29 protein-coding genes are annotated in these 25,725 nt (G+C 58.6%); 3 read left to right on the top strand and 26 right to left on the bottom strand.

The features are described from left to right. Positions 1-294: 294 nt before the first annotated feature. From EB809_RS20370 to EB809_RS20325, 10 genes are all read right to left on the bottom strand, one after another. Complete coding sequence (locus tag EB809_RS20370; protein WP_123636692.1) at positions 295-534, bottom strand: hypothetical protein; 240 nt, start codon at positions 532-534, stop codon at positions 295-297. 203 nt (positions 535-737) lie between these two features. Continuing rightward, positions 738-1,562: a hypothetical protein gene (locus tag EB809_RS20365; RefSeq protein ID WP_223808062.1), complete on the bottom strand. Its 825-nt coding sequence runs from the start codon at positions 1,560-1,562 to the stop codon at positions 738-740. A 241-nt stretch (positions 1,563-1,803) separates the two neighbouring features. Then, on the bottom strand, positions 1,804-1,998 hold the full coding sequence (locus EB809_RS20360) for a hypothetical protein (RefSeq protein WP_123636690.1): 195 nt from the start codon (positions 1,996-1,998) through the stop codon (positions 1,804-1,806). A gap of 1 nt (position 1,999) precedes the next feature. Continuing rightward, the gene (locus EB809_RS20355; protein WP_123636689.1) at positions 2,000-2,506 is read right to left on the bottom strand and encodes a hypothetical protein; all 507 of its coding nucleotides are present in this window, start codon (positions 2,504-2,506) and stop codon (positions 2,000-2,002) included. 37 nt (positions 2,507-2,543) lie between these two features. Then, positions 2,544-3,179: a glutathione S-transferase family protein gene (locus EB809_RS20350; RefSeq protein WP_123636688.1), complete on the bottom strand. Its 636-nt coding sequence runs from the start codon at positions 3,177-3,179 to the stop codon at positions 2,544-2,546. A gap of 152 nt (positions 3,180-3,331) precedes the next feature. Continuing rightward, complete coding sequence (locus EB809_RS20345) at positions 3,332-4,192, bottom strand: PhzF family phenazine biosynthesis protein (protein WP_123636687.1); 861 nt, start codon at positions 4,190-4,192, stop codon at positions 3,332-3,334. A gap of 190 nt (positions 4,193-4,382) precedes the next feature. Next, positions 4,383-5,513 (bottom strand): fatty acid desaturase, encoded by a 1,131-nt coding sequence (locus EB809_RS20340; protein ID WP_123636686.1) that lies wholly within the window; start codon positions 5,511-5,513, stop codon positions 4,383-4,385. Positions 5,514-6,015: 502 nt separating this feature from the next. Then, positions 6,016-6,159, bottom strand: a complete 144-nt coding sequence (locus EB809_RS20335) for a DUF3096 domain-containing protein (protein WP_123636685.1) — start codon at positions 6,157-6,159, stop codon at positions 6,016-6,018. Positions 6,160-6,318: 159 nt separating this feature from the next. Then, positions 6,319-7,194, bottom strand: coding sequence for a carbon-nitrogen hydrolase family protein (locus EB809_RS20330; protein ID WP_190294990.1), 876 nt, complete (start codon positions 7,192-7,194; stop codon positions 6,319-6,321). Positions 7,195-7,212: 18 nt separating this feature from the next. Further along, a complete protein-coding gene (locus EB809_RS20325) occupies positions 7,213-8,586 on the bottom strand; it encodes an APC family permease (RefSeq protein ID WP_123636684.1) in 1,374 nt (457 codons plus the stop codon). Positions 8,587-8,856: 270 nt separating this feature from the next. Between EB809_RS20325 and EB809_RS20320 the strand changes: the two genes are divergently transcribed. After that, a complete protein-coding gene (locus tag EB809_RS20320) occupies positions 8,857-9,663 on the top strand; it encodes a helix-turn-helix transcriptional regulator (protein WP_123636683.1) in 807 nt (268 codons plus the stop codon). Here the strand turns inward: EB809_RS20320 and EB809_RS20315 are convergent, their stop codons facing one another. Then, entirely contained in the window at positions 9,664-10,575 is a 912-nt protein-coding gene (locus EB809_RS20315; protein ID WP_123636682.1) for an alpha/beta hydrolase, read from the bottom strand. 168 nt (positions 10,576-10,743) lie between these two features. Here EB809_RS20315 and EB809_RS20310 point away from each other — a divergent pair, with 168 nt between their 5' ends. After that, a complete protein-coding gene (locus EB809_RS20310; protein WP_123636681.1) occupies positions 10,744-11,091 on the top strand; it encodes a hypothetical protein in 348 nt (115 codons plus the stop codon). 34 nt (positions 11,092-11,125) lie between these two features. Here the strand turns inward: EB809_RS20310 and EB809_RS20305 are convergent, their stop codons facing one another. The 11 genes from EB809_RS20305 to EB809_RS20255 all read right to left on the bottom strand — a co-directional run bounded on the left by EB809_RS20305 (position 11,126) and on the right by EB809_RS20255 (position 21,803). Beyond that, the gene (locus EB809_RS20305; RefSeq protein WP_123636680.1) at positions 11,126-12,457 is read right to left on the bottom strand and encodes a diguanylate cyclase domain-containing protein; all 1,332 of its coding nucleotides are present in this window, start codon (positions 12,455-12,457) and stop codon (positions 11,126-11,128) included. Positions 12,458-12,698: 241 nt separating this feature from the next. After that, entirely contained in the window at positions 12,699-13,562 is an 864-nt protein-coding gene (locus EB809_RS20300) for an oxaloacetate decarboxylase (RefSeq protein ID WP_123636679.1), read from the bottom strand. 324 nt (positions 13,563-13,886) lie between these two features. After that, positions 13,887-14,282, bottom strand: coding sequence for a VOC family protein (locus EB809_RS20295; protein ID WP_123636678.1), 396 nt, complete (start codon positions 14,280-14,282; stop codon positions 13,887-13,889). Positions 14,283-14,294: 12 nt separating this feature from the next. Beyond that, positions 14,295-15,263, bottom strand: a complete 969-nt coding sequence (locus tag EB809_RS20290; RefSeq protein WP_123636677.1) for a hypothetical protein — start codon at positions 15,261-15,263, stop codon at positions 14,295-14,297. 142 nt (positions 15,264-15,405) lie between these two features. Then, positions 15,406-15,966, bottom strand: coding sequence for a VOC family protein (locus tag EB809_RS20285; protein WP_123636676.1), 561 nt, complete (start codon positions 15,964-15,966; stop codon positions 15,406-15,408). 96 nt (positions 15,967-16,062) lie between these two features. Further along, the gene (locus EB809_RS20280) at positions 16,063-16,656 is read right to left on the bottom strand and encodes a DUF2931 family protein (protein WP_123636675.1); all 594 of its coding nucleotides are present in this window, start codon (positions 16,654-16,656) and stop codon (positions 16,063-16,065) included. Between the two features lie 194 nt (positions 16,657-16,850). Beyond that, positions 16,851-17,438: a DUF2931 family protein gene (locus tag EB809_RS20275; RefSeq protein ID WP_123636693.1), complete on the bottom strand. Its 588-nt coding sequence runs from the start codon at positions 17,436-17,438 to the stop codon at positions 16,851-16,853. 14 nt (positions 17,439-17,452) lie between these two features. After that, positions 17,453-17,755, bottom strand: a complete 303-nt coding sequence (locus EB809_RS20270; RefSeq protein ID WP_123636674.1) for a hypothetical protein — start codon at positions 17,753-17,755, stop codon at positions 17,453-17,455. 5 nt (positions 17,756-17,760) lie between these two features. Next, on the bottom strand, positions 17,761-18,363 hold the full coding sequence (locus EB809_RS20265; RefSeq protein WP_123636673.1) for a DUF2931 family protein: 603 nt from the start codon (positions 18,361-18,363) through the stop codon (positions 17,761-17,763). Further along, complete coding sequence (locus tag EB809_RS20260) at positions 18,360-20,393, bottom strand: T6SS phospholipase effector Tle1-like catalytic domain-containing protein (RefSeq protein ID WP_190294988.1); 2,034 nt, start codon at positions 20,391-20,393, stop codon at positions 18,360-18,362. Before EB809_RS20260 ends, EB809_RS20265 begins: the two co-directional genes overlap by 4 nt. A 180-nt stretch (positions 20,394-20,573) precedes the next feature. Beyond that, positions 20,574-21,803, bottom strand: a complete 1,230-nt coding sequence (locus EB809_RS20255; RefSeq protein WP_123636671.1) for a hypothetical protein — start codon at positions 21,801-21,803, stop codon at positions 20,574-20,576. A gap of 228 nt (positions 21,804-22,031) precedes the next feature. Here EB809_RS20255 and EB809_RS20250 point away from each other — a divergent pair, with 228 nt between their 5' ends. Next, on the top strand, positions 22,032-22,364 hold the full coding sequence (locus EB809_RS20250; RefSeq protein ID WP_190294987.1) for a DUF3135 domain-containing protein: 333 nt from the start codon (positions 22,032-22,034) through the stop codon (positions 22,362-22,364). A gap of 42 nt (positions 22,365-22,406) precedes the next feature. Here EB809_RS20250 and EB809_RS20245 read toward each other — a convergent pair whose 3' ends face one another. The 4 genes from EB809_RS20245 to EB809_RS20230 form a co-directional block, all read right to left on the bottom strand. Next, positions 22,407-22,985, bottom strand: coding sequence for a hypothetical protein (locus EB809_RS20245; protein WP_123636669.1), 579 nt, complete (start codon positions 22,983-22,985; stop codon positions 22,407-22,409). Positions 22,986-23,184: 199 nt separating this feature from the next. Then, entirely contained in the window at positions 23,185-23,805 is a 621-nt protein-coding gene (locus tag EB809_RS20240) for a hypothetical protein (protein ID WP_123636668.1), read from the bottom strand. A gap of 283 nt (positions 23,806-24,088) precedes the next feature. After that, positions 24,089-24,865: a hypothetical protein gene (locus EB809_RS20235; RefSeq protein ID WP_123636667.1), complete on the bottom strand. Its 777-nt coding sequence runs from the start codon at positions 24,863-24,865 to the stop codon at positions 24,089-24,091. Between the two features lie 245 nt (positions 24,866-25,110). Beyond that, positions 25,111-25,425 carry a DUF3024 domain-containing protein gene (locus EB809_RS20230; protein ID WP_223808061.1) on the bottom strand — a complete coding sequence of 105 codons (315 nt, stop codon included), beginning with the start codon at positions 25,423-25,425 and terminating at the stop codon, positions 25,111-25,113. Positions 25,426-25,725: the final 300 nt, after the last annotated feature.

Genomic DNA, 25,725 nt, shown 5'->3' with positions numbered 1-25,725 from the left:
CGCTCCACGCTTCCTCCCCACGGTCGGTCGCCCTTCCGCAGTTGCGCTTCACTTCGCTCGCTGTGGCCAGCTCACGGGAGGACTTGCACCTCCAGGAGTGCGCCCGTGCCGGGCGCACAAAAAAGCCAGGCTGAGCCTGGCTGAAGAATATGGAGTCTCATCCAACGTAGGTTTCCCCAATGCACGTTTTCAGAGTAGTGCCGGCAAAAGTCAGTTTGATGACAGCAGCCCCGCCATCGCGCCCTGAATGGAAACGGGTTAAAAGGGAATCGCGCCGGGCCAATTTGCGCCCGGCTATGCGACGATCCGCGGCATGGCGCGGAGGGGTTCCGAGGAGACTATCCGGTCTCGGCGGGACCGTTGAACGTCCAGGGGATGCAACAGCATGTTGAGGTATTGTACGGCGGTGTGCTGGCTGTCGAAGCTGTACAGCGTGCCCTCACCTTCGACTTCGATGCGGTAAACCGTGTGTTGCGGGGTAATCTCTTCTCTGACCAGCCTGACAAAATCGTGATCTTGCAGTACGTCCTGCATGGGGCACCTTGTTGTTGATGACTGAAAAACCGCACCCTCCGTGGTCTTTCAGTTCGGTGCTGTCCAGCACCAGACCACAGCTTACGGATGGATCAGCGGCAAAACCAGAGGATGAATATTCAGGCCGCTTTTGGCGACACGTCCGAGAGAAAATCGGGAAGCCATGGACGCTCCGCCATAACGCGCACGCGTCCCGACCGACCTCATACCTGCCCCAAGTCCCGGTACGTCGACACCCGGTTTAACCAGCCGGCCAGCCATTTCTTGCGCTCGTCCGCATTGGGCGCGTTGTTGGCCCGCTGCTTGAGCACGTCGGCGGCAGCCACGCGGAAACGTTCCAGCGCAGTGCCCTGATCGATGTCGTCCATCCGCAGGAGCACCTGCCGCAAGCCCCAGCCCTGGCCATGATAGGCCTCCCGATCGGACAGCCCTTCGCCCTTGAAGTTGACGTAGTCGATCAGCGCGTAGATGCCACCCAGGGTGCTGCGCAGCTCATCCATGCGCTCGCGCATGGCCGGCCGGTCCTCTTTGGGCGTGGCGTCGAGGATTTCGTCCAGGGAATCCTGGGTGCGCTCGTACATGAAGCGGGCCTGGATGTGCCGGGTTTCGTCCAGGAACCAGCGCAGGAATTCCACCTGGGGGCCGTGCTGGTGCAGCAGGAAGGTCTCCCGGTCCGGCCAGGGCGCATCAATCGGGTTCATATCGGCGAGCCACTCGGGCATGCCGACGGACTCTGACGCCATGTACTGCACCAGTTCCGGAAAGCTCTCGGCGTAGGGCGCTTCGACGCCCTTCGGATACCATTTGAAATGGCCAATACCGAGGGTCGGGAAAGCCTCCCCCTCACTCCAGTGCACCAGGCAATCCACCTTGCCGGCGCATTCGTTCTGGTAGATCTTGCCGGCAATCCAGGACAGCTGCTGGTCAGACAGCTTCAGTTCCACGTCGGGTTTGGTCAGGGCGGCGCCACACACGGTCAGGGCAACCGTTAGCAATAGCAGTGCGATTAGAGAACGGAAACGTCTCACGATAAGGGTCCACAAGCGCTGATTGAATGGCGCCCAGAATACCCGAGAGACGGTCCGGATTCGGCTTATCGATTTGTCATTATGGGCCGCCGCCGTAGGTCATTGTGTGATCAGAGAAAGCCTTTACCACGACCTGTCCCTGAACGCCGGAAGCCCTTGATTCCGCCGAGCCCGGCGGCTTTGGAGACGTGTTTTATTGCGTATGGTTAACAATGGCAGGTAATCGGCGTCGCGGGGATCACTACAGCGATTCGCGCTCCCGCTCGTACTCGTCATAGCTTTTCTCGTAGCGTGCCATGCAACGCTCATAGGCTTCCGGCGGCAGCGTGCCGCACTCCCGCTCACCGCTGCTCTGGATGGACTCGTACATACCTCGGCTGGAGCAGCCGGATAATGCCAGTACCAGTATCGCGGCCAGTGCCGCAGCGCGTGTCATGTCATCGCACCTCATGCAGGTCCGCACCTTCCAGATGCCAGTGCAATTGGGCCTGGGAGGCGCCGGGCACGTCGTTGACCCGGCGCACCACATAGTGCCCGTCAAACTGCCGGGTTCGGCCGTCCGTGCCCTGGGCGTGGATGCTGACCGGCACCGTGGCGTAGACGGAGCCGGCCGCGCCCTCGGGACGCACCGTGCCCGCAATGTCCACCGTCACCCGGGCCGTCTGCGCAAAGCCGCTCACGAAATCGTCGTAGGTCTGACCCGGTGGGCCGGATTCGCCCCATTGGGCATAGGCGGTGTCGTAATCGCCAGCGTTTATCGCGGCGTAGTACCGCCGGACGACGTTGATGGCGCCGTTCACACTGCGATCGATCGGCGCCGCGGACATCGCGCCGGATGGCGGTTCGCCCGTCGTGCCGTTGCCCGGTGCAGCGGGTTCGGTCGGTTGGCCGCTGCAGGCCGTCAATGCCATCACGGCCAGTATGCAACATCCCCTTTTCAGCATGACGCTTCTCCGATGATTCCGGTGGAACGGCGATGCCTCAGGCGGACTCGCCCAGTTTCTCATCGATGGCCGTGGCCGTTTTTAACGCCGTCCGGTCGGCCAGACGCGCGCCGTAGGCCTCGAATTCCGGCCGCTTCGGCAACGACCCGAACTGCATGCCCCACATCACTTGGGCGCCCACATATACATCGGCCGCCGTGAACCGCTCGCCGGCGATGTACGATGACCCGGCCAGCGCCTTCGCCAGGGTGTCGACGGCCAGGTTATAGTCGCCGTAGCCGACCATGCGGCGTTGCTCATCGCTGATGGACACACCCAGAACCCGGTTGATCACCGCCGATTCCAGCGGCCCGGCGGCGAAAAACAGCCAGCGATAATAGGCCGCCCGCTCCGACGGCTGCGGCGCCAGTCCGGCCTCCGGAAACGCCTCGGCCAGGTAGGCGCAGATCGCCGCACACTCGGTCACGATCTGCCCCTGATGAACGATGGCCGGCACCTTCCCCATCGGGTTGATGGCCAGGTACTCGGGCGATTTCATGGTCGTGCCGTATTCAAGCAGTTCCTGCCGGTAAGGCACGCCGGTTTCTTCAAGCATCCAGCGGACAATCCGGGCCCGGGACATGGGGTTGGTGTAGAAGACCAGATCGCAGTCGGGGGATTCGGTGATGGCCATAACAACGCTCCTTGTTGCGGTGTGACAGTGTCGTGGAATGGAAGGTGCACCACGGCTCCTCGTGCGCGCGAGCCGCAAACCTGTATCAAAGCATACAAACCCGGGACCGACCAGTGACGAAGCCTTCGCCCAAGGCGCCCCTGACAATCGAGCTAGCAATCGATTTCCTGAACGCGCCCCATCGGCACCGCCGTGCCTGACACCACAATGCCGCCCATCTCGGGAATACGCACGGTCAGCCGGCTGGGGCGGCCCATCGCCTCGCCCTGGCGGATATGGAGGGTGTAGGGCACCGGCACGATGCCCGCGTTACGAAGGTAGCCACCGAGGGCGGCGGCCGCGGCGCCGGTGGCCGGGTCTTCCACCACACCGCCGACGGGGAACGGGTTTCGTGAGACGAACACATCGGCCGCCTCCCGCCAGATCAGTTGCAGCGTGGTCAGGCCGTCCTGCAGCATCAGTACTTTGAGCCGGTCGAAATTATAATCCAGCGTGGCCAGCCGCTGTTCATCACGCGCGGCCAACACCAGGTGCCAGGCTCCGGCGTAGGCCCGGACGGGCGGCAACGACGCATCCAGCTCGCCCAGTTGCCAACCGAGCGCGTCCAGGGCGTCACTGATAAGTCCGCTGGGCGCCGGCTCGTATTTGGGCTCGACCGAGGTCAGGGCGGCTTCAAGCAGGCCGTCCTGCCTACGCACCTCGACCGGCACCTTGCCGACCACGGTCACCAGTTGATAAGTGCCCTCACCTTCCAGCTCGCCCAGCACGACACCGGCGGCGATTGTCGCGTGGCCGCAGAAAGACACTTCCGCCTCCGGGCTGTAATACCGCACGATCCGATCCGTTCCTGTTGCTGGTGCGATGAAGGCAGTCTCCGAAAAACCGACGTCGGCGGCGATCCGCTGCATGGTTTCAGGGGTTGGCAAGTCCTCGCCGATCCAGACGCCGGCAGGATTGCCGCCTTCGGGGTTATGAGAGAACGCGGTGTAGCGGTAAAGCGAGCCGTCACTCATAAACGGATGCCTCACAGAAGGGAGTCAGGGAGCCCATTTAACCAGTATGGCCTGCCACGTCGTGCCTGTGTATCCGATATCAGGGGAATTTCGCGCGGAGCTCATCCACGATACCGCCCCGAACTGACCACCAGAGGTCAGTTCGGGGCCTCGCTGCGGGGAATTGAAGGAGGTCCGGGTTTGGCAGGTATCAGATGGACGTTTCCGGCACGGGTTTCCAGCGTCCGCTTTGCGCTTTTACAGCCGTGTAGGACGTGATCCGGTGGTTGTCCGCATCCCACAGGTTGTTCCGCAGCGCAGCGGGGATGTCGCGCAGGGAGATCCGTTTGACGTCGGCGAAATGGTGCGCGTAAGTGCGGTGGCATTCCGCCAGCCGGTAGTTGGGGATGGACGCCGAGAGGTGATGGATGTGGTGGTAGGCGATGTCGGCGGTGAACCAGTTCAGCCAGCCGGGGAGCTCCAGGAAACTGGTGCCTTCGACGGCGGCGCGGTTGTAATCCCAATGGTCCTCGTCCGCGGCCCAGGCGTCTTCAAAATTGTGCTGAACGGTAAACAGGATAATCCCACCGGCCCCTGCCAGGGACAGGCTGATCAGGTAGATCGCGAAGAAGGCCAGCGGGCCGACGGCCAGGCTCATGCCGACCCAGAGGCTGAGCAAAACCAGGTTGTTGCCGGTGATGTGCCGGTACTCTTTCCCGTTCTTCCAGTAACGCGGCTGGAAGTCCGCCGCGAGGCTGTGCAGGGAGCGACGCGGCTCGCGCCACTTGCCTTTCAGCAGGTGGCTGGCCAGCGCCAGACTGCCCTTGATCCAGGTGAAGCGCGGGTTGAAGATCAGGTACATGAAGCCGCCCACCGGCGCCATCGCAATATGACGGGTGACCCGATAAAGCGTCTGCTGTCGGGGAGACAACGCATTGAACTCTTCGAGCGAGAGCGTGGCCAGCGGACCGCGGTAGAGGTCCCAGTTGCCGTTGGTGGCGTGATGATAGGCATGATTGCGGGACCACACATACTGGGGCATGCCGCAGATGACACCCAGCACAAAGCCGGCCACCTTGTTATAACGGGGCGTGGCGAACAACGAGTTGTGCCCGCATTCATGCATCAGGACAAACACCCGCAGCAACAACAGGCAGATCACGGCGGTGCAAGCAGCCGTCAGCCACAGGGACACCGTCAGGCTCGCAATGGCCAGATACCAGGCGACCAGGTAAGGAATAAGGGTGGACGCCAGTTGGAAGGCGGCGATGGCATTACTTTTGGTGGAAAAACGCGCAACAATCTCTTTCTTTTCGGCGGCCAACGCCGTTGGTTTTGTCATGATGGTCTACAACTTGAAATACCCCTGAAATTTCCCTTCGAAGGCACGCCGCGCAGACGCGTGCCGGCCACCACCTCCTCCGGCAGCCCGTGATGAAAGCGGTTATGAGCGTTCCGTGTGATTGATTTTTTTGCAGGAACGCAACGGCCTTACCACGTCCACGACACACCGGAACCCTGCCTCTAACTATTCATTTTTCAGGCATTTATGACGGGCGCCAGTGTCGCGCGGAAAGGCCAAACTAACACTTCAATTGTGAAATAGATATAAAACTCAAAGAGTTTTAGGCAACAAATTGTTTCAAAAAGGCGGGGGAGAAGCAGTCGGACTCAGCCGACTGCTTTGTATATCGTGCGGTTTCAGAACGGTATTCCAGATTTTCTCAACCGATTCGCCGACATTATGGTGATTGCGTCATTCGTGTGGGCAGCGCTTTCCGGCCCACCCGGACACGAAATATTCATACAACGTACACGTGAGACGGAGACAGCAGCCTCCCCTGTCAGAAACCGTGCCCCAGCAGACCGAGAATACCCAGCGCGATGAGATAGAAGGCCACGATGTAGTTGAGCAGTCGCGGGAAGAACAGAATCGCCAGGCCCGCGCCCAGCGTAATCAGCGGGGCCACTTCAAGATGAATCGTCATACCGGACTCCTTCTGGCAGGTGGTGGGAAACCGCCGCGCGACCAGCTCTGTCGCGTCAGGCGATAAGTCGTCTACTTCGATGATCCTAGCAAACGCCGGCGGTTCCCCGGATTAAGATCACCTTGCCATTTGTTCAGCCTGCGCCCGGAAGGAACGGCCTCAGAACGTTTTGGGGTCCAGCCGCCCCCCGTACACCGGCAGCTCGATCACCGGATCGTCGTCCCGGAATTGTGACCACATCCGGTTCAGTCCCGCCGTGCCGAACTGTCTGACCCGCTCGACTTCGCCGAGATTGAGGACGTCCGTGAGGATACCGGGGGTGGCGCCCGGCATGGCCGTGCGCGTGCGCCCTTCCGGATCCACGATGAGACTCTGCCCCATTCCGGCAGGCTCGGCCATGTTGGCGCTGACCACAAACACCTGGTTGAAGATCGCATTGGCCTGCACCAGGATCTGCTCCTGCGCCCGGTCGCAGGTGGTCGTCGCAGCCTGGTTGATGATCACCTCGGCCCCCATCCAGGCCAGCTGGCGCGAGACCTCCGGGAACCAGATGTCATAGCAGACCGCCAGCCCGACCCGGGCCACGCCGGGCACGTCGAACACCACGAATTCCTTGCCCGGCTGGTACGGCTCGAACGGTCGCCACGGAAAGCATTTGCGGTAGGCGGCCACCAGCTCACCGTCCGGCGAGAAGACCGGCGCGGTGTTGTACAGGTGGCCGTCTTCGCCGCGTTCACAGACGGTGCCCGGCAGCAGCCAGACGCCGAGCTTGCGGGCGATCTCACCCAGCCGTTGGATGCGCGGGCCGGACATCGGTTCGGCTGCTGCCTCCAGCTGCGCCGTTCGCTCGTCCGGCGTGCCCTCGGCACTGCATAAATGCAGCTCCGGGTAGACCACCATGCGGGCCTGCTCGAAGTCCGGGCCGAAATCGCTCAGGTAGGTGGCGATTTCATGCTCGAAACCCTCCAGCCCGGGGTCGTCACCCGGGCGGCGGGCCGGCGCCTGGACCAGCAAAAGGGGCAGATATCGGGACATGGTTTTCCTCACTCGTCGTTAGACCGGTTCGGCGGCTTGGGTATGGGTCTCGGCGTCGTCCTCACTGAAATCCACTTCCGGCGGCTGACGCGAGAAGAAGCGGGTCAGGTAGGCCAGATGGACCAGGCCAATCGCCAGCCACACCAGACCCAGCACCACGGCGTGGATATCCAGCTTGGTCATCAGCCACAGGTTCACGGCCGCGCCGATCGCCGGCACCAGGACACCTTTCAGGGCGCTGTATTCACCACGCATCCGCGCATCCCGGAAGTACATGACGATTACCGAGACGTTGACCATGGTGAAGGCGATAAAGGCCCCGAAGTTGATGAAGGACGCCGCCGACAGCACATCCAGGAACAGCGCCACCACGCCGATCAACCCTGTCAGCACGATGCTGAACACCGGCGTGTGGAACCGCGGATGCAGCACACCGAAGAGCTTGCGCGGCAGCACCGAATCCCGCCCCATCGCGAACAGCAAACGCGAGGCGCTGGCCTGGGCCGCGATGCCGGAAGTGAACTGCGCCAGCACCATGCCGGCCAGGAAGATCGCGCCGAACAGGTCCGCGCCGATGGTCTTGGCAATCTCGAAGGCGGCGGAGTCCGCATCGTTGAACACCGCACCCGGGTGCACGAGCTGTGTGGTGTAGCCCACCAGGACGTAGATGCCACCACCGATCAGCGCCGTCAGGATGATCGCCCGCGGGATGTTGCGACGGGGATTGATGGTCTCCTCGGTGAGCGTCGTCACCGCATCGAAACCCAGGAAGGAATAGGCCGCAACCGCCGCACCGGCAGCAATGGTGGTAAAGCTGGAATCCGCATTAATAAACGGCGCCAGGCTGAACAGGGCATCCGTGCCGCCCTCGGCGAACACATGGCGCAGGGACAGCACCACGAAAAAGACGATCACCAGCACCTGGAACGCCATCAGCAGTGAATTGACCTTCGCCGCCAGCTTGATGCCGTAGACGTTCAGCACCGTGGTGATGCCGATGAAGCCCAGCAGGAACACCCAGCTCGGCACGTCCGGGAAGCGCGCGTGCAGGTAGGCGGCACCGATCAGCCAGATGACCATGGGCAGGAAGAAGTAATCCAGCAGCACGCCCCAGCCGACCATGAAGCCGACGCGCGAGTCGATGGTCTTGCGCACGTAGGTGTAGGCCGAGCCCGACACCGGGAAAGCGCGGGACATGATGCCGTAACTGTAAGCCGTGAACAGCATGGCGATGGTGGTGATGATGTAAGCGGTCGGCACCGAGCCGTTGGTGGTACTGGCCACCACGCCAAACGTCCCCAGGACGATCAGCGGCGTCATGTAGGCCAGGCCGAACAAAACGACGGCCCGTAGCGATAAGGTTCTCTCCAGTTTAATGCTGTCTTCTGACATAACCCGTCTCCACAATCGGTCTGGACGCTCCACCGGACCGAGAGCCGTTCTGGTCCATGCGCCCTTTTTATAGATGACGCACCGGCTGAATGGGAGCTTCACTGGCACGTCTTTTCTCGTTATGAATCCACCGCAAGTCCGCGCATTGCGGCTTGAGCAGCGACACCGCTAGACTGCAATACGTAGTCATCACAGTGTCTTTAAACGGTAACGAGACGACGCGGGGGCGCATATAACCCCAGTGTGGTATGTATTGAAAGGCGGGAGCCAGTGAAAAACAGAGAGACGGATCGTACTCTGGCGCACGCCATCCAGGCGCTGGGAACCCCGGATTTTGCAGGCGCCTACGCGGCCTTGCTGCGCTGTTATTGCACCTTCGACAACCTGATCATCATCGCCTACAACGGCGAAAAACGCCCTACGGTGCTGTACCGGGAATACACGGATCCGATCGTGTACCAGCCCATGGACAGCGAATACCTGGGCAGCGCGTACCTGCTGGATCCGTTCTATCACCAGCATCGCAAAGGCGACACCCACGGCATCATCCGGTTACGGGATATCGCCCCGGACCACTTCCGCCGCACCCAGTACTACAAGACCTACTACCAGCAAACCACCCTGCTCGACGAGATGGCCGTGTTCGCCACCGTCTCCGAGACGGTCACGCTCACCGCCTGCCTGGGCCGGGACCGTTCCAGCGGCGCGCCGTTCAGCAAGCGGGAAATCCAGGCGCTGCACGATCATGAAGACACCCTGAGCGCCCTGGCCGAAAAGCATTGGCAGGATTTCGAACCCGGGGACAACCGCCCACACACGCCGGCCCCGCTGGGCGACCGGCTGCGGGAGGCGCTGAAGCGACAGCACGACATCAAGCTGAGCCCCCGTCAGGCGGAGGTGGCGCTGTTCATCCTGCGGGGGCATTCGTCCCTGTCGATCGGCCTGCATCTGGACGTCAGCCCGCAAACCGTGAAGGTGTTCCGCCGCCAGCTCTACGCCAAGTGCGGGATCTCCTCGCAGGCGGAACTGTTCGCCCTGCTTATGCCCCTGTTCGCAAGACTGACCGACGAAACCTGATCAGGGATCGGTCTGGGGATTGCCCCAGGCCAATCGCGCATGGACATCGAGGGTGCGATAAAGGAATTGGATGGCATCGTTTTCCACCGCCTGATCCGTCAGGAAGGTGGCGATGTGCCCACGCCAGCGCAAGAGCATCATCTCGGTAGGAACACCCGCCGCGGCCAGGTCCGCCTGGAAGTCGGTAGCGTGATCGACGGGCACGAGACTGTCCCAGGTGCCGTGGTACAGAAAGAACGGCGGCGCGTCGGACGTGATGTGGGTCACCGGCGAGGCCGCGGCGTAGCGATCCGGCACCTCGTTCACGGTGCCGCCGAGAAACTGCTCCACCAGTTTTCCCGATCCGAACTTGCGCAGGTCGCTGGGCGTGCCGCCGGACACGACAGCCGCCATTTTCGTGGCCGGGCCACCGTAGGGCGTGTCCAGCTCACCGCCCTGGCTGGCCACCAAGGCCAGCAGACTCACCAGATGCGCACCGGACGAATACCCCCAGCCGGCAATCCTGTCGGTATCCACGGACAGCCGGTCGGCGTTGTCATGGAGCCAATGCATGGCCTGCTGCAGATCGTGAAGCTGGGCGGGAAACTCATAGTCCGGGGCGAAGCGGTATGCCACGTTCATGACCACGAATCCGGCTTCGGCCAGCTTCTCGGCGGTGCTCGTCATATCGTCCCGGGAACGCCCCTGCCAGCCACCACCGTGGACGATCAGGACCGCCGGGTGCCGCCCGTCCGACCGCGGCTGATACACATCGGCCGCCAGCGGCTCGGGCCAGTCGGCGGGGGTAAACACCACGCCCTCCTCCACCGTCCAGTCCAGATCCGCCACCGGCACCGTCTGGTCCGGCGCGTGCAGGTGCGTCGCGCAACCACCCAGCAAAACACCCAACAGGGACATCATGAATCCTCGCATTCATCCTCCGCGTCCGTGATCGTCTACCGGCAACCGTGCCCGGTAAGCTTGTAGTTACGGGCGTTGGCGGGTGATGGATGCGTGAGATCACCGCAACAAAGTGCCGCCGCTGACATCAACTGGCGAACGGGCTACATTGTTTTCATTCGTCACACAGGAGTCTCAAGGATGAGAAACCACCTCAGCAGCATCACCCCGATTGCATTAGCCGCGGCCCTGGCCGGCTGCCAGACGCCCGGTGCAGACACCATCCGCCAGTCACTGACGCTTCAAAGCCCGACGGGCGAATCCATGGAGGCCGTGCAGGTCCTCGAGCCGAATCCGGATGGCAGCTACACGCTGGTGGCGCTGGAGCCTGAAGCGCAGGTCAACGCGTTCTATGACCGGGCGTGTCAGGCGGACCTCGGGCCGACGGCGCACTATGTGAGGCTGGAGAAAGGGACGACGGTGTTGTCGAAGGGGGCGATCACCGCTTACAGCTGTGAAACCAGCGAACCGCTGGCTCCGGATCAGTAACGTCAGGAAACAGGCCCGGGCCTCGTCGGCGGATCTATCCGGCGGACGCCCGCTTCACCACATACATGCTGGCGTCCGCGCCGCGCAGCAGCTGGACGGCGTCGTCGCCGTCATCGGGGAATACAGCACTGCCGATGCTGGTGGAGATGGCCAGTATGTCATCCCCCAGACGCATCGGCGCCGCCATGGCCGCGCAAATCTTGTCGACCTGTGCCTCGACGGCATTGGCATCGTGGACGCCGGTGAGCAGCACAGTGAACTCGTCACCGCCCATGCGTGCCACCGTGTCCGACTCGCGGGTACAGGCCATCAGGCGACCGGCCACCTCGCACAACACCTGATCGCCCGCGTCGTGCCCCATTTTGTCATTGATCTGCTTGAACCCGTTCAGGTCCAGGTACAGCAACGCCAGCTTTTCGCCGGAGCGACGGGCCATCCGCAACGCCGTTTCCAGCCGGTCGTAGAACAGTGTGCGATTGGTCAACCCGGTCAGCGGATCGTGATGGGCCAGGAAACGCAGGTTGTCTTCGGCCTGCTTGCGCTCCATGACCGCCGCCATCTGCGTGGCGATGAACTGCAGCAGGTCCAAGTCGTCTGTCGAATAGTGCGCCGCGGGCGATTGGCTCTCGATAATCACGATCCCGAACACCTGATCCCGGGAAACCACCGGCACACCCAGCCAGACGCAGTCACCCGACCGTGCAATGCGATTCAGCCCGACGCCGGGGCGAGACCGATCCCGCGTGGCCAACAGGGCCTGACCGCTGGCGAGCGCATCAGTGACCGCCGAATCCTCCACTAGCGGCATATCTACCCAGTCGCTGCCATCACGGCTTGCGCGGGGATAGGACAAGGTGCCCTGATCATCGTCGTACAGGGCGACGTAAAGACGGTCCGTGGCGAGGAATTCACTGAGGATGTGGTCAATCGCTTCACACAGGCTTCGGGCATCCTCGGCCGAATGCGCCGCCTGCGACACCCGGTACAGGATGTCCCGCTTCTGGTCGGCCTCGCGCAACGAGGTCACATCCCGGGCAACGGCGATTCGAACCCGCTCAGCCTCGTACCAGCGCGCTGACCACAGGATGTGCACCGCACGCCCATCCTTGTGCAGGTAGCGGTTCTCGAAATCGATGTGGGGCTGCCCCTCCATCACGCGCCCGGCGGCGTTCAGCGTTCGCTCCCGGTCCTCCGGATGAACGTAGCCGGCGATCGGCGTGCCAACCATCTCCTTCGGCGAGTACCCCAGCAACGGCTCGCAGGCGTCACTGACAAAGACAATCAGGCCGTCCTCATCAACCACGAAAACCGGGTCCAGCAGCAGGTGGACCAACTTGGGCGACAGCGATGCGAGATCAACGGACATGCGGCGTTTCAACAACCTGACAGCGATACTTCAGTGTTCAGCATAATCTGTCTTTGCCGGAAACGGCAGTCACGCAAGGCAAAATGGTGAAAAAGGTCGTGTGGGCGGGCGCCAACACCAAGGTCCAGGCAGAACCGGGCAGGTCTTGGGGAACCTCATTGGTGGAGTGATCCGGCCGATCCGGAATCGCCCCCCAACGTGGTTCCATTCCCCGGCAAAATTCCGACGGGGATGCGGAATGTTACTCGTGGACGTCCATGAATCGACGCGCCCACTCGACGTTCTCGTCGACGGTGGAGTAACGCGTGGACAACTCGCTGGCGGTCAGGGTGCCCTCGGCAATGCCGCGCTGCTCGCGCAGGCAGTCGTACGTGGCCTTGATCGCCGCAAAGTAAGCGGCGTGGCCGTTGACGACGATGCGCACGCCATTGTCCACCAGGCGCTCACGATCGTTCAGCTCGGGGTTGTCGTAGGTGACCAGCATCAGCGGTACATCGACGTGCTGGCTGATCGCTTCCAGATGTGCGAAATCGCGAATGCCCACCATGCAAATGCCGTCGGCGCCTGCCGCCTCGTACGCTTTGACCCGCTCGATGGTCTCTTCGACGCTGAGCTGGGCCGCGTTGGTGCGCGCAAAGATCGCCATGGCCGGATCGATACGGGCTTCCAGTGCCGCTTCGATCTTGCCGACCGCTTCCTCGACCGGCACCAGATCCGTGGACTTGCGGCCGTACTTGGGCGGCAGCAGCGTGTCCTCAATGGTCAGCGCGGCGACACCGGCCCGCTCCAGTTCGGTAATGGTGCGAATCACGTTCAGCGCATTGCCGTAGCCGTGGTCCGCGTCCGCGATAATCGGCAATCGTGCCACCCTCCCGATCCGCGTCGCCTGCTCGGTAAATTCACTTAAGGTGATGAGCGCAAAATCCGGTGCGGCCAATACCTGAAGTGACGCCACAGAGCCACCGAGAATCCCGACTTCAAAGCCCAGATCCTCGGCAATGCGGGCCGACATGGGATCGAAGGTCGACGCGGTGTAATAGCACTGGTTGCTTTCCAGCAGCGCACGGAAATCCTTGCGGAGATCGTGTTGGGAGGGTGTTGCCATTCATGTACTCCTTGGTCAGGGTCAACAGCGAATGAGAGGCGATAGGCGTTTGCAGCGTCTGTGAAAGACGCCTTGGGCACGGCGACAGCGAGAAACGGACAGCAAGAAACGTTCCCTGCGGTGCCCGGAAGTGCGTCGAAAAACCCTGCATATCGGATCGGTCAGGATAACGCTACGCCAGCGCCAGAGCAGCACGACAATGGTTTGAGAGCAGCACAAGCCACATGGGGAGATGTACGTATCCCGGCGACATTCGACACCCATCGCAGCGCAGCGGCCGCGGCTCAAATGCATCACCGATGGGCGAAGCCCGGGCAGAAAGCACTACGACCAGGCGCGGTTCTGCAGAACGACGCGATAGCCATCAATGTCCTCAAACGTCCGGCCGGCCACATCCCAGTACGGGTTGTAGGCATCGACCGACACGAAACCGGCTTCCAGCATTCGCTGGCAATTCGACTCCCAAACCGAAGGCTCCGGCACATAGAACACCAGCAGGTTGTCCCGCGTAGGCGCCCGGCCCACGGTCGTGCCCCGGTGATGGGTAAATTCCAGGTGATAGGCGTGCTCGGGATGACCGAGGATCGCGCCGTCGAAGCCGTCATGGTCACGGAACGAGCCCAATAGCTGGAAACCCAAGCCGGCCACATACATATCGGTAATGGCCTGCAACCGATCGGTTGGCCGGGCCACGCGCAAGACCGCTGACTTGGGAATCATCGTCGCCTCCCGTTACTGGGCGCCCGTTTCAAACGTGCAGTGCTTGCCATAGGCCACCACCGTCGGGTTCTCCGTCCCCTGCCCTGCCCGATGCAGGGATACGGACTGGCATTGCCCTTTCAGCGAGGGCGTGTTGTTGCCCCCCATCAGCGACACCATATTGCGGATGACCTGATCCGTGCCCAACATTGCCTGATTCACCGTGACATCGCCGATCTGTGCATTTTCAGCGATGTAGGCCAGGTACTGGGCGCCGTTTGAATCCGTCTTGCCCGACGGCATGGGCTGGGCGGCGGCCGCCGTCACAGTGACGTTGGTCAGCTCGGTGACGTCATCGCCCATCGCCTTCTGCATGGCCGCAACATCGGCACCGAATTGCCCGTCTGACGCATCACCCGGCGGTAGCTGAACCGCCGCCTGACTCACCATCTGCAGGATCTGGGCCTCACTCAGCAACCCATCCGCCTTGAGCACACGACCATCCGCGGCTTTGAACACGGTCACCGGCGTGTAGCCGCCCAGGGTGTTGATCCAATACGGACGCAGCTCTTCCTGCAGGGATTTCGCCGGGAAGTCGGCAAACGCCGAAGGCACCGGATAACCGCCTTTGTGCGACTGATTGTCGTAATGTTCGGCATTCTCCCGCAACGCGGCCGTCGAGTCTTTCGCTCCCAGAATCGCCATCGCCCGACCGGCGCTGTCCTTGCCCAGGTAGGCAATCGGCACCCAGCGCACCGGCGTGTCCGGCGCCGTCGCTTCCCAGCGCTTGAAGAGCTTGGCGCCGTAAGGCGAGTTGGCATCGAACACCACCTGGATACTGGCCGATACCGTGCCATCGCCGCCCACTTGCATGCCCAGCGCGTCGGAAATCTTCTGCCAGGCGTCGTCCGGCGCCGGCTTGAAAGCATCGGCGGCCTGGGCCGAGAGCGAGAAAGCAAAAAGGGATACACACAGGGCCCAATATCCGTATCGACTGGTCATCGTTGCTGTCCTTGTTGGCGACGCGCGATCGCGCCCGTCAGGCGGCCTGGCCGCGGGGTTGGAATGCTTTATTCAAGATGAGGGTGAGCGGGTTCTCAAGGTTGGGGGTTGAGGTGGGTGAAGTCCCAACTGTGATACCGATTCAACGGTTGTCTTTCCTGTGTGTACGGGATGGCAGCGTCCGCATCATCGCCTTGGCCGGATGTTCAGTCCATTCCGGGTGCGCCTTACGCAGCTCGCGGACAGCCCTCAGCGTTCTCCACACGTTGCCTGGCGTCGGTATACGGGGCGTAAACGCCAACTCCCAGCGAATGCCATTGGGGTCCAGGAAAAACACGGCGAAATAGCCCGGCGCATAAATGGGATATTCCGCCGGCTGATCGGTGACCTCTACGCCCTCTGGGATCAGAAAATCCTCATAAAACCGCCACACCTCTTTCCGGCTGCGGGCCCACAGGGCAATGTGGTGGATGCCCACCTGGTGTGCCGTGTGATCCAGCGTCCGGTTCTCGTCGGCCGGCTGTATCCCGATGTAGCTGTGGGGCATCGGGAAACGGGCCATGTAGTAGGTCGAGGTGTAGCCGACGTTCAGCGTCCAGAAACTCTTGTAGCCCAACCAGCCGAACATCCGGTCGTAGAACCGGACCGATGATTCGTAGTTCGGTACTGAAAATTCAACGTGGTGGACGCCTCTGAATCGCATGTCGATGGCCTATTTCATCCAGCGTAACGAGGGAAACCGGACAACCCGGCAATACGGTTTACTCACTTACCCTGCCCCTTCCGGGATGTATGGTAATTACCAGCCTTTTGTCGGGACACCATGTTGCTTGAGGTAGTCGGCATTCTCTTCAAGGTATCGCTTCGTGGTCGCGCGATAATCGCCAGGATCGCCTTCGATTTCATTCGCCTGCATTCGGGCGACTTCAATCTCGTTGCCGATTTGGTTCTGGATCCAGACGACTATTGTTCCGCCGGGGGCCAGGCCTATGGTCATGATATCTCTCGGACGTTCAAAAGTGCCCAAACTGGTTTTATAGCTTGCCGGCTCCCGCATCCTGTCTTGAAGATTTTTGGGCAAGGAAAACAAACGCTGGTAGTGCTTTTGTTCTGCCAGGGAAAACCACTGGATGGCGATGTAGTCTGGGAATGGCGTTAGCGAACCACCGGGTCCTCGAGGGCCATGGGCTCCTTTCCAGCAGCATCCAACCTTCCGGAGCGGGATTTGCCAGTGGCGCACTCCCGAAGCCTCCAATTCAAAGTTCTCGACCACCACGTCATAGTGTTCCGGGCTGGCGACCGAAACCATGGCATCCAAATCATGCTCAGGCGCTGATGCGCAGCCGGAAAGTAGTGCTATTAAAGTCGTGCATATAATTCGAATGGCTCTCATTGCTAAGCATTCCGGTCGTTGGGATGAATTATGCGCTGGCGATTAGAAGTGGGACGTAACGGAGCAATGGATTCGCTAAATGGCATCTCCATTCTAAAGCTGCTGGAAAAACTTATTGGGTTGTAATTATCCGAGTGGTGAATGAGCAGGAATTATTCAAAAGCTATAGTGATGACAAACGGGGGATATGGTGACTACCAGCCTGTTGTCGAGACACCGTGTTTCTTGAGGTAGTCGCCGTTTGCTTCGAGGTATCGCTTCGTGGCCGCGCGATAATCGTCGGGATCACCTTCGATTTCATTCGCCTGCATTCGGGCGACTTCAATCTCGTTGCCGATTTGGTTCTGGATCCACAGGACGACGGTTCCTTTGGGGGCAAGACCGATGACTAGCCTATCCCGAGGACCTGTGAATGTACCTTTGCTGGTTATGTATTTGGCCTGTTTCGCCATCTTATCCGCAATGCCTTCTGGGAGGGCGATCAGGCGCTGATAGTATTTCTGTTCTGCAAAAGAGAACCACTGAATGCCTACGTATTTGGGGAGCGGTTCCATTGTTCCACCTGAACCCATGGGGCCGTTAGGCCCCTTCCAGCAGCAAGACACATAGCCTGCCGGCCAACGCCAGTGCCGGACCCCAGGCTTTTCGAACTCCAAGTGCTCAACCACGACGTCGTAATGTTCCGGTGCCGCGAGTGAGAAATAATAGCGATTTGACGGCTCGGAGATCGTGGCACATCCCGAAACAAGAGTGAGCACGCATAGCAAGCATGCAGTGTGCATCTTATATGACAGATTCATTCTTGTTCCTGGTTGTTGGGGTGAACAGTACAGTGGCGATCCATCGCTGGTAACGAGGGCATTGCTACACCCCTGGTGATTTCGAATTTGGAAGGCATCCCGCCAACCATGAACTCGATAGAGTGGAAGTTGTTGGAGTTGTGAACGTAACGCTTTATAAACGCTTCCTCCGCCTCAGAAAGCAACGGCTTGTTTTCACCAGCAAACAACGCTCGTAGTTGCTGAGACACTTCTGAGAGCTTTTCGGGTATGTTAAGGCCGTCGCGATCTGAAATTGGGTGGTTAACAGCATGGGGCATGGTAACTACCAGCCTGTTGTCGGGATACCATGCTGTTTGAGGTAGTCATCATTTTCTTTGAGATAGCTTTGAGTTCTGGTTTTATACCAGGATGCGTCACCCTTAATTGGATTGGCTTGCATCCTGGCAACCTCGATCTCGCTACCGGGCTGGTTCATTATCCAGAGTACGATTTCCCCTCCGGGTGCTAAACCGATGACAAGCTGGTCTCTGGGGCCCATCGAAGTGCCCGTACTGGTTTTTTCCTCAACTTTTCGACTCATTAAATCGGGCAGATTTTCAGGCAATTCGATCAAGCGTTGGTAGAATTTTTGTTCTGCGAATGAAAACCACTGAATGCCAATAATATTTGGGAAAGGTGACATTCTGCCCCCGGTTCCCAGCGGCCCATTCGGTCCTTTCCAGCAACATTCGACATTCCCCATTGGCATACGCCAGTGTCGAGTACCAGACTTCTCAAATTCCAAATGTTCGACCCAAACTTTGTAGTGTTGAGGCGCGACAACTGAGAAATACCAGGACTGATCGTTGTCATGGGAAGGCGTGGCGCAGCCCGTTAATGCCAAAGTGATTGAGAAAAATAATGTTAGAAGTATTCCCCGCCTCATGAGTGCTCCGCTTTGTTGGGATGGACTATACGAACACGATCGCTGGTTGGCATAAAGGGTAGGAACATGTCCCAAGGTACTTCAAGATCTGTTGTGATTCCGCCTAGCATGAACTCTACAGTATTAAAATTATCGGAGTGATGGATATAACATTGCTTTAAAAGAGATAAGTCGCCAGTTTGGAGTGTGGGATTGCTTGTACCTGCTGCCACTTGCTTGGAGACTGATTGATGGATAGCTAAGAGTTCGTTGGGCAGGCTGAAGGCAGGATCTTCGTCATCGATTTCATCAAGCATCACGCCCGCTTCAGAAGCTAAGGCATGCATTAGACGGAGTGGTATTCCTGAATATTCCCCTCGTAGTCGCCTTTTCATCTCCAATTTTAGAGTGACACGGCCATACGGCGCGGGTTCAGAGTCAAATGTCTTGTTGATCTCCAGCGAAGGTAGGTCCTCTCCAGGGCTTTGTATGCTGTTCTCTCCTACCCAGCCATCGTTCTGTGTGTCGTGCAGCAACGCTTCAAGGTTGTCCCAGTCCATTGTTTGCTCGGGATTTTCCGTCCGGCTGTCTGCGATTACCCGTTTTCGTGCGAGCAATACATGCTCATCTTGGACCTTGTGGTAACCGCCTCCAATGTCTGAATGCACACCAGGTAAAGAGATCTCCCGGAAATTGGGAGGTAAGGTGCCGTCGGGGTTTGAGAGACTATTAAGAGCGAAGTTTTCCCTGCATTCATAGGCTGCTGTAATGTGGGCTGCGCTAACAACAGAGTCTGGGTCTAGAAACACATTGACGGGATCAGTTTCGTTATTTGCGGCGCTAAAATCGCCTTCTAAAATATTCACGATGCCTGCGACAGTATCGAATAAACCGGCAAAGCGTATCGAGACGCCCTTCGGCCAAACGACGCCTTGCTGTTGAAGTGACTTGGCAAACAAACCATCTTCGCCTTTTGCAATTTCTGAGGCTGCATGTCTGGCTGCAGCAGACCCTCTACTGAAGCCAAATAAGTCTACTGTGAGCTGGCGCAACGGCTTGCCGGAAGCCGTTCTTGCTATTGCTGACGCCGTGTCCTTGAATGCTGCTTTTACCTGCTCCAATATCCCGGACGAACCTAACCCTGTTGCCGAGCTCCATAGTGAGTCGTCTTCACTGTTGGTCGTGCCTACGCCATTTTTATATACCCGAAGGGTGTGGGTAATATGATTAGTAGTCTCTTCTCGTTGGGTTCTGTATAGATCAAACAGCTTTGAAACATTAGTTCTTGCATTTGAATAACTTGCGCCCATTTTTAGGGCGAGGTGATGCCTGCATCTATCAGGATCTAATTTGTCTCGCGTGTCTGTTGATGAACACGCTTTGTTTAGCTTTGACAAGAACTCTTTGACATTGGATGCGTCGTTTAGTGTCCCGTCCAGAAAAATCCCCACCTCAATGTGCAACTCCTTCTGAACTCGCTCATCGTCTGACGTGTCGTCAGCCTCAGCCCCCAAAGGCGCTACACCCGCAGCCGCCCCCACCGGCAACGAAAGATTCTTCTGCGAGTCCCGCTGAACCCGCTCTCGTTCGGCGGCCCGCTGCTCCCGGAGATCACTGTCGAATGAATCCGCCGACAAATGCCCCACGCTTCCGGGTCCCAGGCGTTCGACCTGCTCCGGCGTGATCTGCCAGTCGTTCATGCGGGCAACCCAGGAAGCGAGGTTCAGGCCGTGGACGTCTTTCACGACTTTCCAGCGACCCGGCAGAACGCCACCTTCCTCCCAGGCGATTAATGGGCTGAAGGGCGGGGTATCGGTGGTGCCTTTGACCAGGACCAGGGAGCCGTCCCGCAACTTGCCTTTGAGTCGATCCATTCGCTCGCTGTCAGATCGATAGGGGCTACCGATGAAGTCGTCTGCCAAGTCGAGCGCCCTGTGCAGGCTGGGGCTGGCAATACCGGTGTCGAGTGGAAGATTGCTCGGGGCAAACGTTGGCGATTCAATACGGAGGAGATCCCTGAGTTCGAGATCCCGGGGGCGTTTAATCTGCATGTCCATTCCCTTGGGTGCTGAGTCAGCGCAAATCCGTTGCGCGAAATCCTGCCTGTACTGGTGAACCGATCCTCGGTCGGGCAGGAATCACGGCAAGGTAATAAAATCGGGAATCGTGTGCAAATGCATTGAATGACGTCGGTCAGCCCGTGTTTATGACCGGTGGAAAGTCCTGTTCACTCACCCTTCCACCGGCATCGCAAACAGCACGATCAGGCACAGAACCAACGCCTGTAAGCCGTACGACATCATCAGAAACTGACGCCGACGCCCCGTGGCCACCTTGGCCGCCAGCACCGCCGCGGAGATGGCCTGCAGCATGTAGTAGAACGCAAAGGCACGGGACGCGAGCGCAACCACTTCAAAGATGTTGCTGTTCCAGATCAGCGCCACCGCGAAGATAGCGATCAGGAGGTAACTGATCCGCGCGGGCAGGCGGCCCCGGGATTCTTCCTCGGCGACGCCGCCAGCTCCAATGGTATCGGCGATGGCCGCACTGAACTGGCTCATGGCAGCCGCCACCACCAGCATGAGCGGCAGCACCAGGGTGATATCCCGGGACAGGTCGATGATAGCCGTTTCGTTCGGCGAGCCGCCGGCAAACTGCCCCATAAGTGGCATCGACAACGCGACAAACACCACATAGATCACACCCGCCAGAATCTGCGCGAACAGCATGGAACGGCTGCGCAGCGCCGCCTTGTAGGTGGAGGCCAGATACTTCGAGGTTTCGAATCCCTGCACAATCAGCAGCATGCCGGCTAACTGGCGGAGCGCTGCCCACACGCTGGTTGCCGGTAACGGAAGATCCGACAGGTCATAACCATGGCTGCCGTCGTTGTAGATCAGCCCCGCCAGCAACGAGGCGATAATAGCCAGCTTGATGGTGACCGAGTATTCCTCCAACCGTTCCAACCCATGCAGTCCTCGCCGCCAGCCATAGAGCCCGATGAACAGCAGCACGCCCGTCGCCAGCACATCGGCATTGAACGGCGAGTAGACGTCCACGCCGGTCAGCACGAAACCGCACATCAGGCGGATGTAGAAGGTAATCGAGATCACATAGGCAAACGCCAGCGAGATATCGGACAGGCGTTCCAGCATCGGCGCGGTGGTCTTCGCCGATGAGCCGACCGGTTCGTTATGCAGGATGGTGAAGCGCACGGCGCCGCCGATCCACAGGGACAGCAGGACAATCCCGATAATGGCGAAGACGGATAACGGACCTGTGACGCCTGCCAGCAGTGGCACCACAACGAGGAAGCCACTACCGATGATGGACGCCAATGGCGTGACGGTGGCTCGCCAGAAAGGCGCATCACGGACACTACGCTGAAGCATGATGAAGGCAATGGCCACCGAGAACGCGATCAGGAAGGCGTCCAGGAGGGAAAAGTTGGTGGGCGTCATGGATACATCTCAGCGGTGGCTATGGCTGTTTATATTAGAAAAAATCGATGCCGTTTTCGCGAAGCATCACTGATCACAGGTCATTCGCGCCTTATCGATTCATCCGACCTAACCAATTCGGTAGCCCTTCCATCGCTATTTCAGGTAAAAATAGAGAAGTCCCGGAGTTTGGCTCAGTACCCTTGAGATGATGTGCTGATTACGTGAATCCGGGAAAGGAGGCACGTTGTGGACATCCCCTCGTTCGATGCGCTCCGGGACCTGGCTGAACGTGACCCGGAAGGCTTTGAGACCTTACGCGCGAAGCTAATCGACGACTGCATTCGCCGAAGTTCGACGCGCAATCACCGCCGGCTGCGGGGCCTTCAGTTTGTGATTGAGGCCAGGCGACGCATCGCCCGGAGTCCCATGGCCGCCTTACTGGATCTCCAGGCTATGATGTACGACTCGCTTCTCGGCCTGCAACACGCCCTGCTGTTTCAGCAGTCTCCCTATGCGCCAGTGGCGACGAAGAACGCGCGCGTACTGCCCTTTCGGCCACCGCGGACGCGTTTGGATTAAGGGTGAACGCCGCAGTGTTTGACGGGTTGGAGTGAGAACCGGTCAACGCATGTTTTCACTTGCCCGCTTCATCTCGATCATTATCCGTTGAACCGTGGCGGTAAAAGACTGAATCGCATCGCAATCAATGTCATCAAGATCTTGTTCCAATACGCCCTCAGAGGCCTCGATATACTCCAGCAAGAGAGCATCCGGGTCATGCAGGATGACGGTAGATTGCACCCGTATAGATGACGGAACCAAGTCAAAATTTATGCTGTTAATCCCACATTGCGTGTGAGCCACGCGCAACATGCCGTAGACCCTGGCCCAGCCCCGGAACATGTTTGCCATGTATTCTTCTGACCTTCGATTGTTTTCATCCAGGGTTTCCAAATGCTGCAAAGCCTGCTTTTTGCAGGAGGGGTTGAGATCAGCCGCGCCTTGAGTCGAATTTTTGATACAGCGTTCGCTTTTCAGCTCATCGATAAACTCTTCATTCGCAGAAACCAACTGCTGGCTGAAATGATTAATCGTCCGCAGCTCGGCATGTAAACGTTCGTCCAGACTTTCGGCTGCAAGAACAGCGGAAGGAATAGCGATGAAAAGAAAGCAGAGGGGATAACAATAAAGAGCGCGCATGATCTTTTACTCGCTAAAAATAGTCCCACGGAATCCGGCCTTGCCTATTGCGCTGGGTTCGCCTTTAAACTTAGCCAGCAAACGTAAGGCTTCGCCCAGAGCTTATTCCCTGTAAGACACCTTGCAGAATGCCGCCTGACCAAACGACCTTTATGGCCGTCCAGCCAGGCAGTGCCTAATTAGCCTTTTACAAAGTCGTTTACTCTGAGGACTGCGCCATATTGGTGGTCTTTTGTGGAACGGTCAGAAAATCATCCTTTTCCATATCCACAACCAGGTGTCTGACAACGTTCTGAGTCAGATCTTCACTATTCGCCAGGGGGCCACCCTTAAACGGATAGGCGAATATCATGGGCAGCCATTGCACCAGCACGAAGGAGTCCTTCACGCGGTACGTTTCTGTTTTGCCCGTTCTATCGTTTACCTGAACCTCCAGATCACGGGTCTCCGTGACCCAGGAGGGAATGGTGTACAGGGACAAGCCCGTGATAAACGCGGGAATCAGTGCCGCGGAGTTGCTGTGGTCGATGGATTTGACGGAGAGCATCAGATTTGCCTTCGAGGAATCGTCCGACACCTCACAGCAACCGGTGTTCACCAGCGCCTCATCAAACTTCTTCTTCTGAATGGACGCGGCGACGTCCTTATCAACAATCGCACTGCTGGTGTCGACCTCGAACTTGGAAAACACCACCATCTTGTCGTCTTTCGTCACGAAATCCATATCGGATTCAGACAATGTGGGCAGGTTATTCGATTGGAACCCGGCACAACCGGTCAGCAGACTCACCAGGGTTACCAATGCAAATGCATTTTTCATACAGCGCTTCCTTAATAAATACTTCATCAATCGTTTTTAGTATTCTTCGTTTTGAATTCGATGGCGCAGGCGACTACGGCGCTCTGCGAATAGATCGGTTTGCAATTTCAGTCCCTTTAATCGCCTCCTTTGAATTTGATTGTTTGGACACACGAAGGAGACACCCGCCCACCGAACAATCTCCCGGACGGGTGCTCCAGTGTTCTCATGCTGATATTTCAAGTTCGGATCTTTAGGATTCGATGGGCAGGAAGCCCACTCCGAAGCCCCCTGAATAACCGACTTATGTCCGCGTTCCTAAAAAGGCAGCCGCCACTTCGCCATCTGAGCCCAGGAACTGAACTTCGTCCTTTTCCGGATCATAAGCGCCCAATCCACTGTATTGACCATTACGCAGTTCGCCGTCCGAACCACCACAATTCGAAGCTTTGAACGACACTTCGAAGACGTTGTAATCCGTATCGGGTATGGTCAGCTGTCCGTTATATACACAACCGCTTGTGTCACTGCCTGTGAGTGATCCGTCGGCGGCAATCGTAATCGTGGTTGTACTACCCGACGCCGTCATCGAGTAGGTGTCGGATACCTCAGCCAGCGTCACGCCGCGGTCGCTGTAGTCATCTTCGCGCTCTAGTGTCACGGTCGATTCATAACCCGGGGCTGTGGCAGTCAGTGTGGCATTGCCCTTTGCCTGGATGCTGCCGCTAACTGAGCCGGAAGAGGTTTCCCAGGATGTGGTGTAGAACACATCAGTCCCGGTACCAGTAATGGAGTTGTCGCTGCCAAACTTGAGCGTACCAATGGTTATGTCCGGAGAATCAACAGCGGTGACGAACTTACCGGAAGAACTGAGGAAAGTAACGGCCTCATCCGAGCCGCCACTGTCGTAGTTGATCACTGTGTAATAGGCACCAGGTGGCAAGTCTGCACTGCTGTTAGCTTTGGCAGACGTGGGACCCTCGCTCGACGAGTCTCCGCCCCCACCGCCGCACGCCGCCAACAGAACAGCGGCCAGGATAGGTGATGATTTAAGCGCTGAAGCCTTAATCCGTGGATACATCTATTTTCTCCTTTCTTTTTTATTCCCCAGTCATCCATATGCCGGGGTATGAATACATCTCGACCGGTGCCCGAGGCGGGAGCCGAGCTCAGAGCGCCCGGTATGAGATGACGGTTACTCGCACTAAATATTGTGTTTTTTGGTCGGACAATCTTTTACGGTGTTTGAACTGGTTACAAATTATTCGCTTTGACACTATTCATTATTTATGTGCTACCCGAAGAAACAGCCATTCTAGTCGGCATTTACGATAGCAAAAATTCCTCAATGGAGCGTGACTCAGGTTCGGGCGTGTAGGAGTGCCACTTTAAATCGCTACGCATCCAGTAGATTCTCCAGCGTTGAGATTTTTTGACGTAGGTAGCTTTTGCTACCGGCGACTCAATGATTGTGGCCGGCTCGCGGAAATGTGGGCGAATCTCGACAATCTGCACGCTTTGGCCAGAAACTCGAACGTCTAGATCTAACTTGGGCCGGATCTCGACTGGCGGCCTCCGGTCTCCCAGAAATTCAGAAGCGGCCCGCTCGATTTTCTTTGCTTCGAACTCACTGAATGCCATATGGATTCTCTATGGGAACGCCCACATAATCGGGATAGGGAGGCACCTCACGATGCCCCTCCTCCCACATCACCGGGCATACGGATCACGTACCACGGCGATTCAGTGATTTGATTCAACCCGTTACCGTACTGCCAACTCCGGCAATCCATAGCTCCGGAACAACCGGGCCGATAAGGCTTGTCGCAATGCCGGCGAGTGACTCAGCCGCCACGGGCCATGGGCTGATTTCGCAGTGTTCCAGGCCAGTTTGACCGAGACACCCCGCTTTCTCAGCTCACGATATCCCCTTCGACCCCA

Source organism: Marinobacter sp. R17 (assembly GCF_003789045.1).
Lineage (GTDB): Bacteria > Pseudomonadota > Gammaproteobacteria > Pseudomonadales > Oleiphilaceae > Marinobacter_A > Marinobacter_A mangrovi.
The sequence above is the reverse complement of the archived record's forward strand: the minus strand, read 5'-3'. Positions and strand labels throughout refer to the sequence as shown.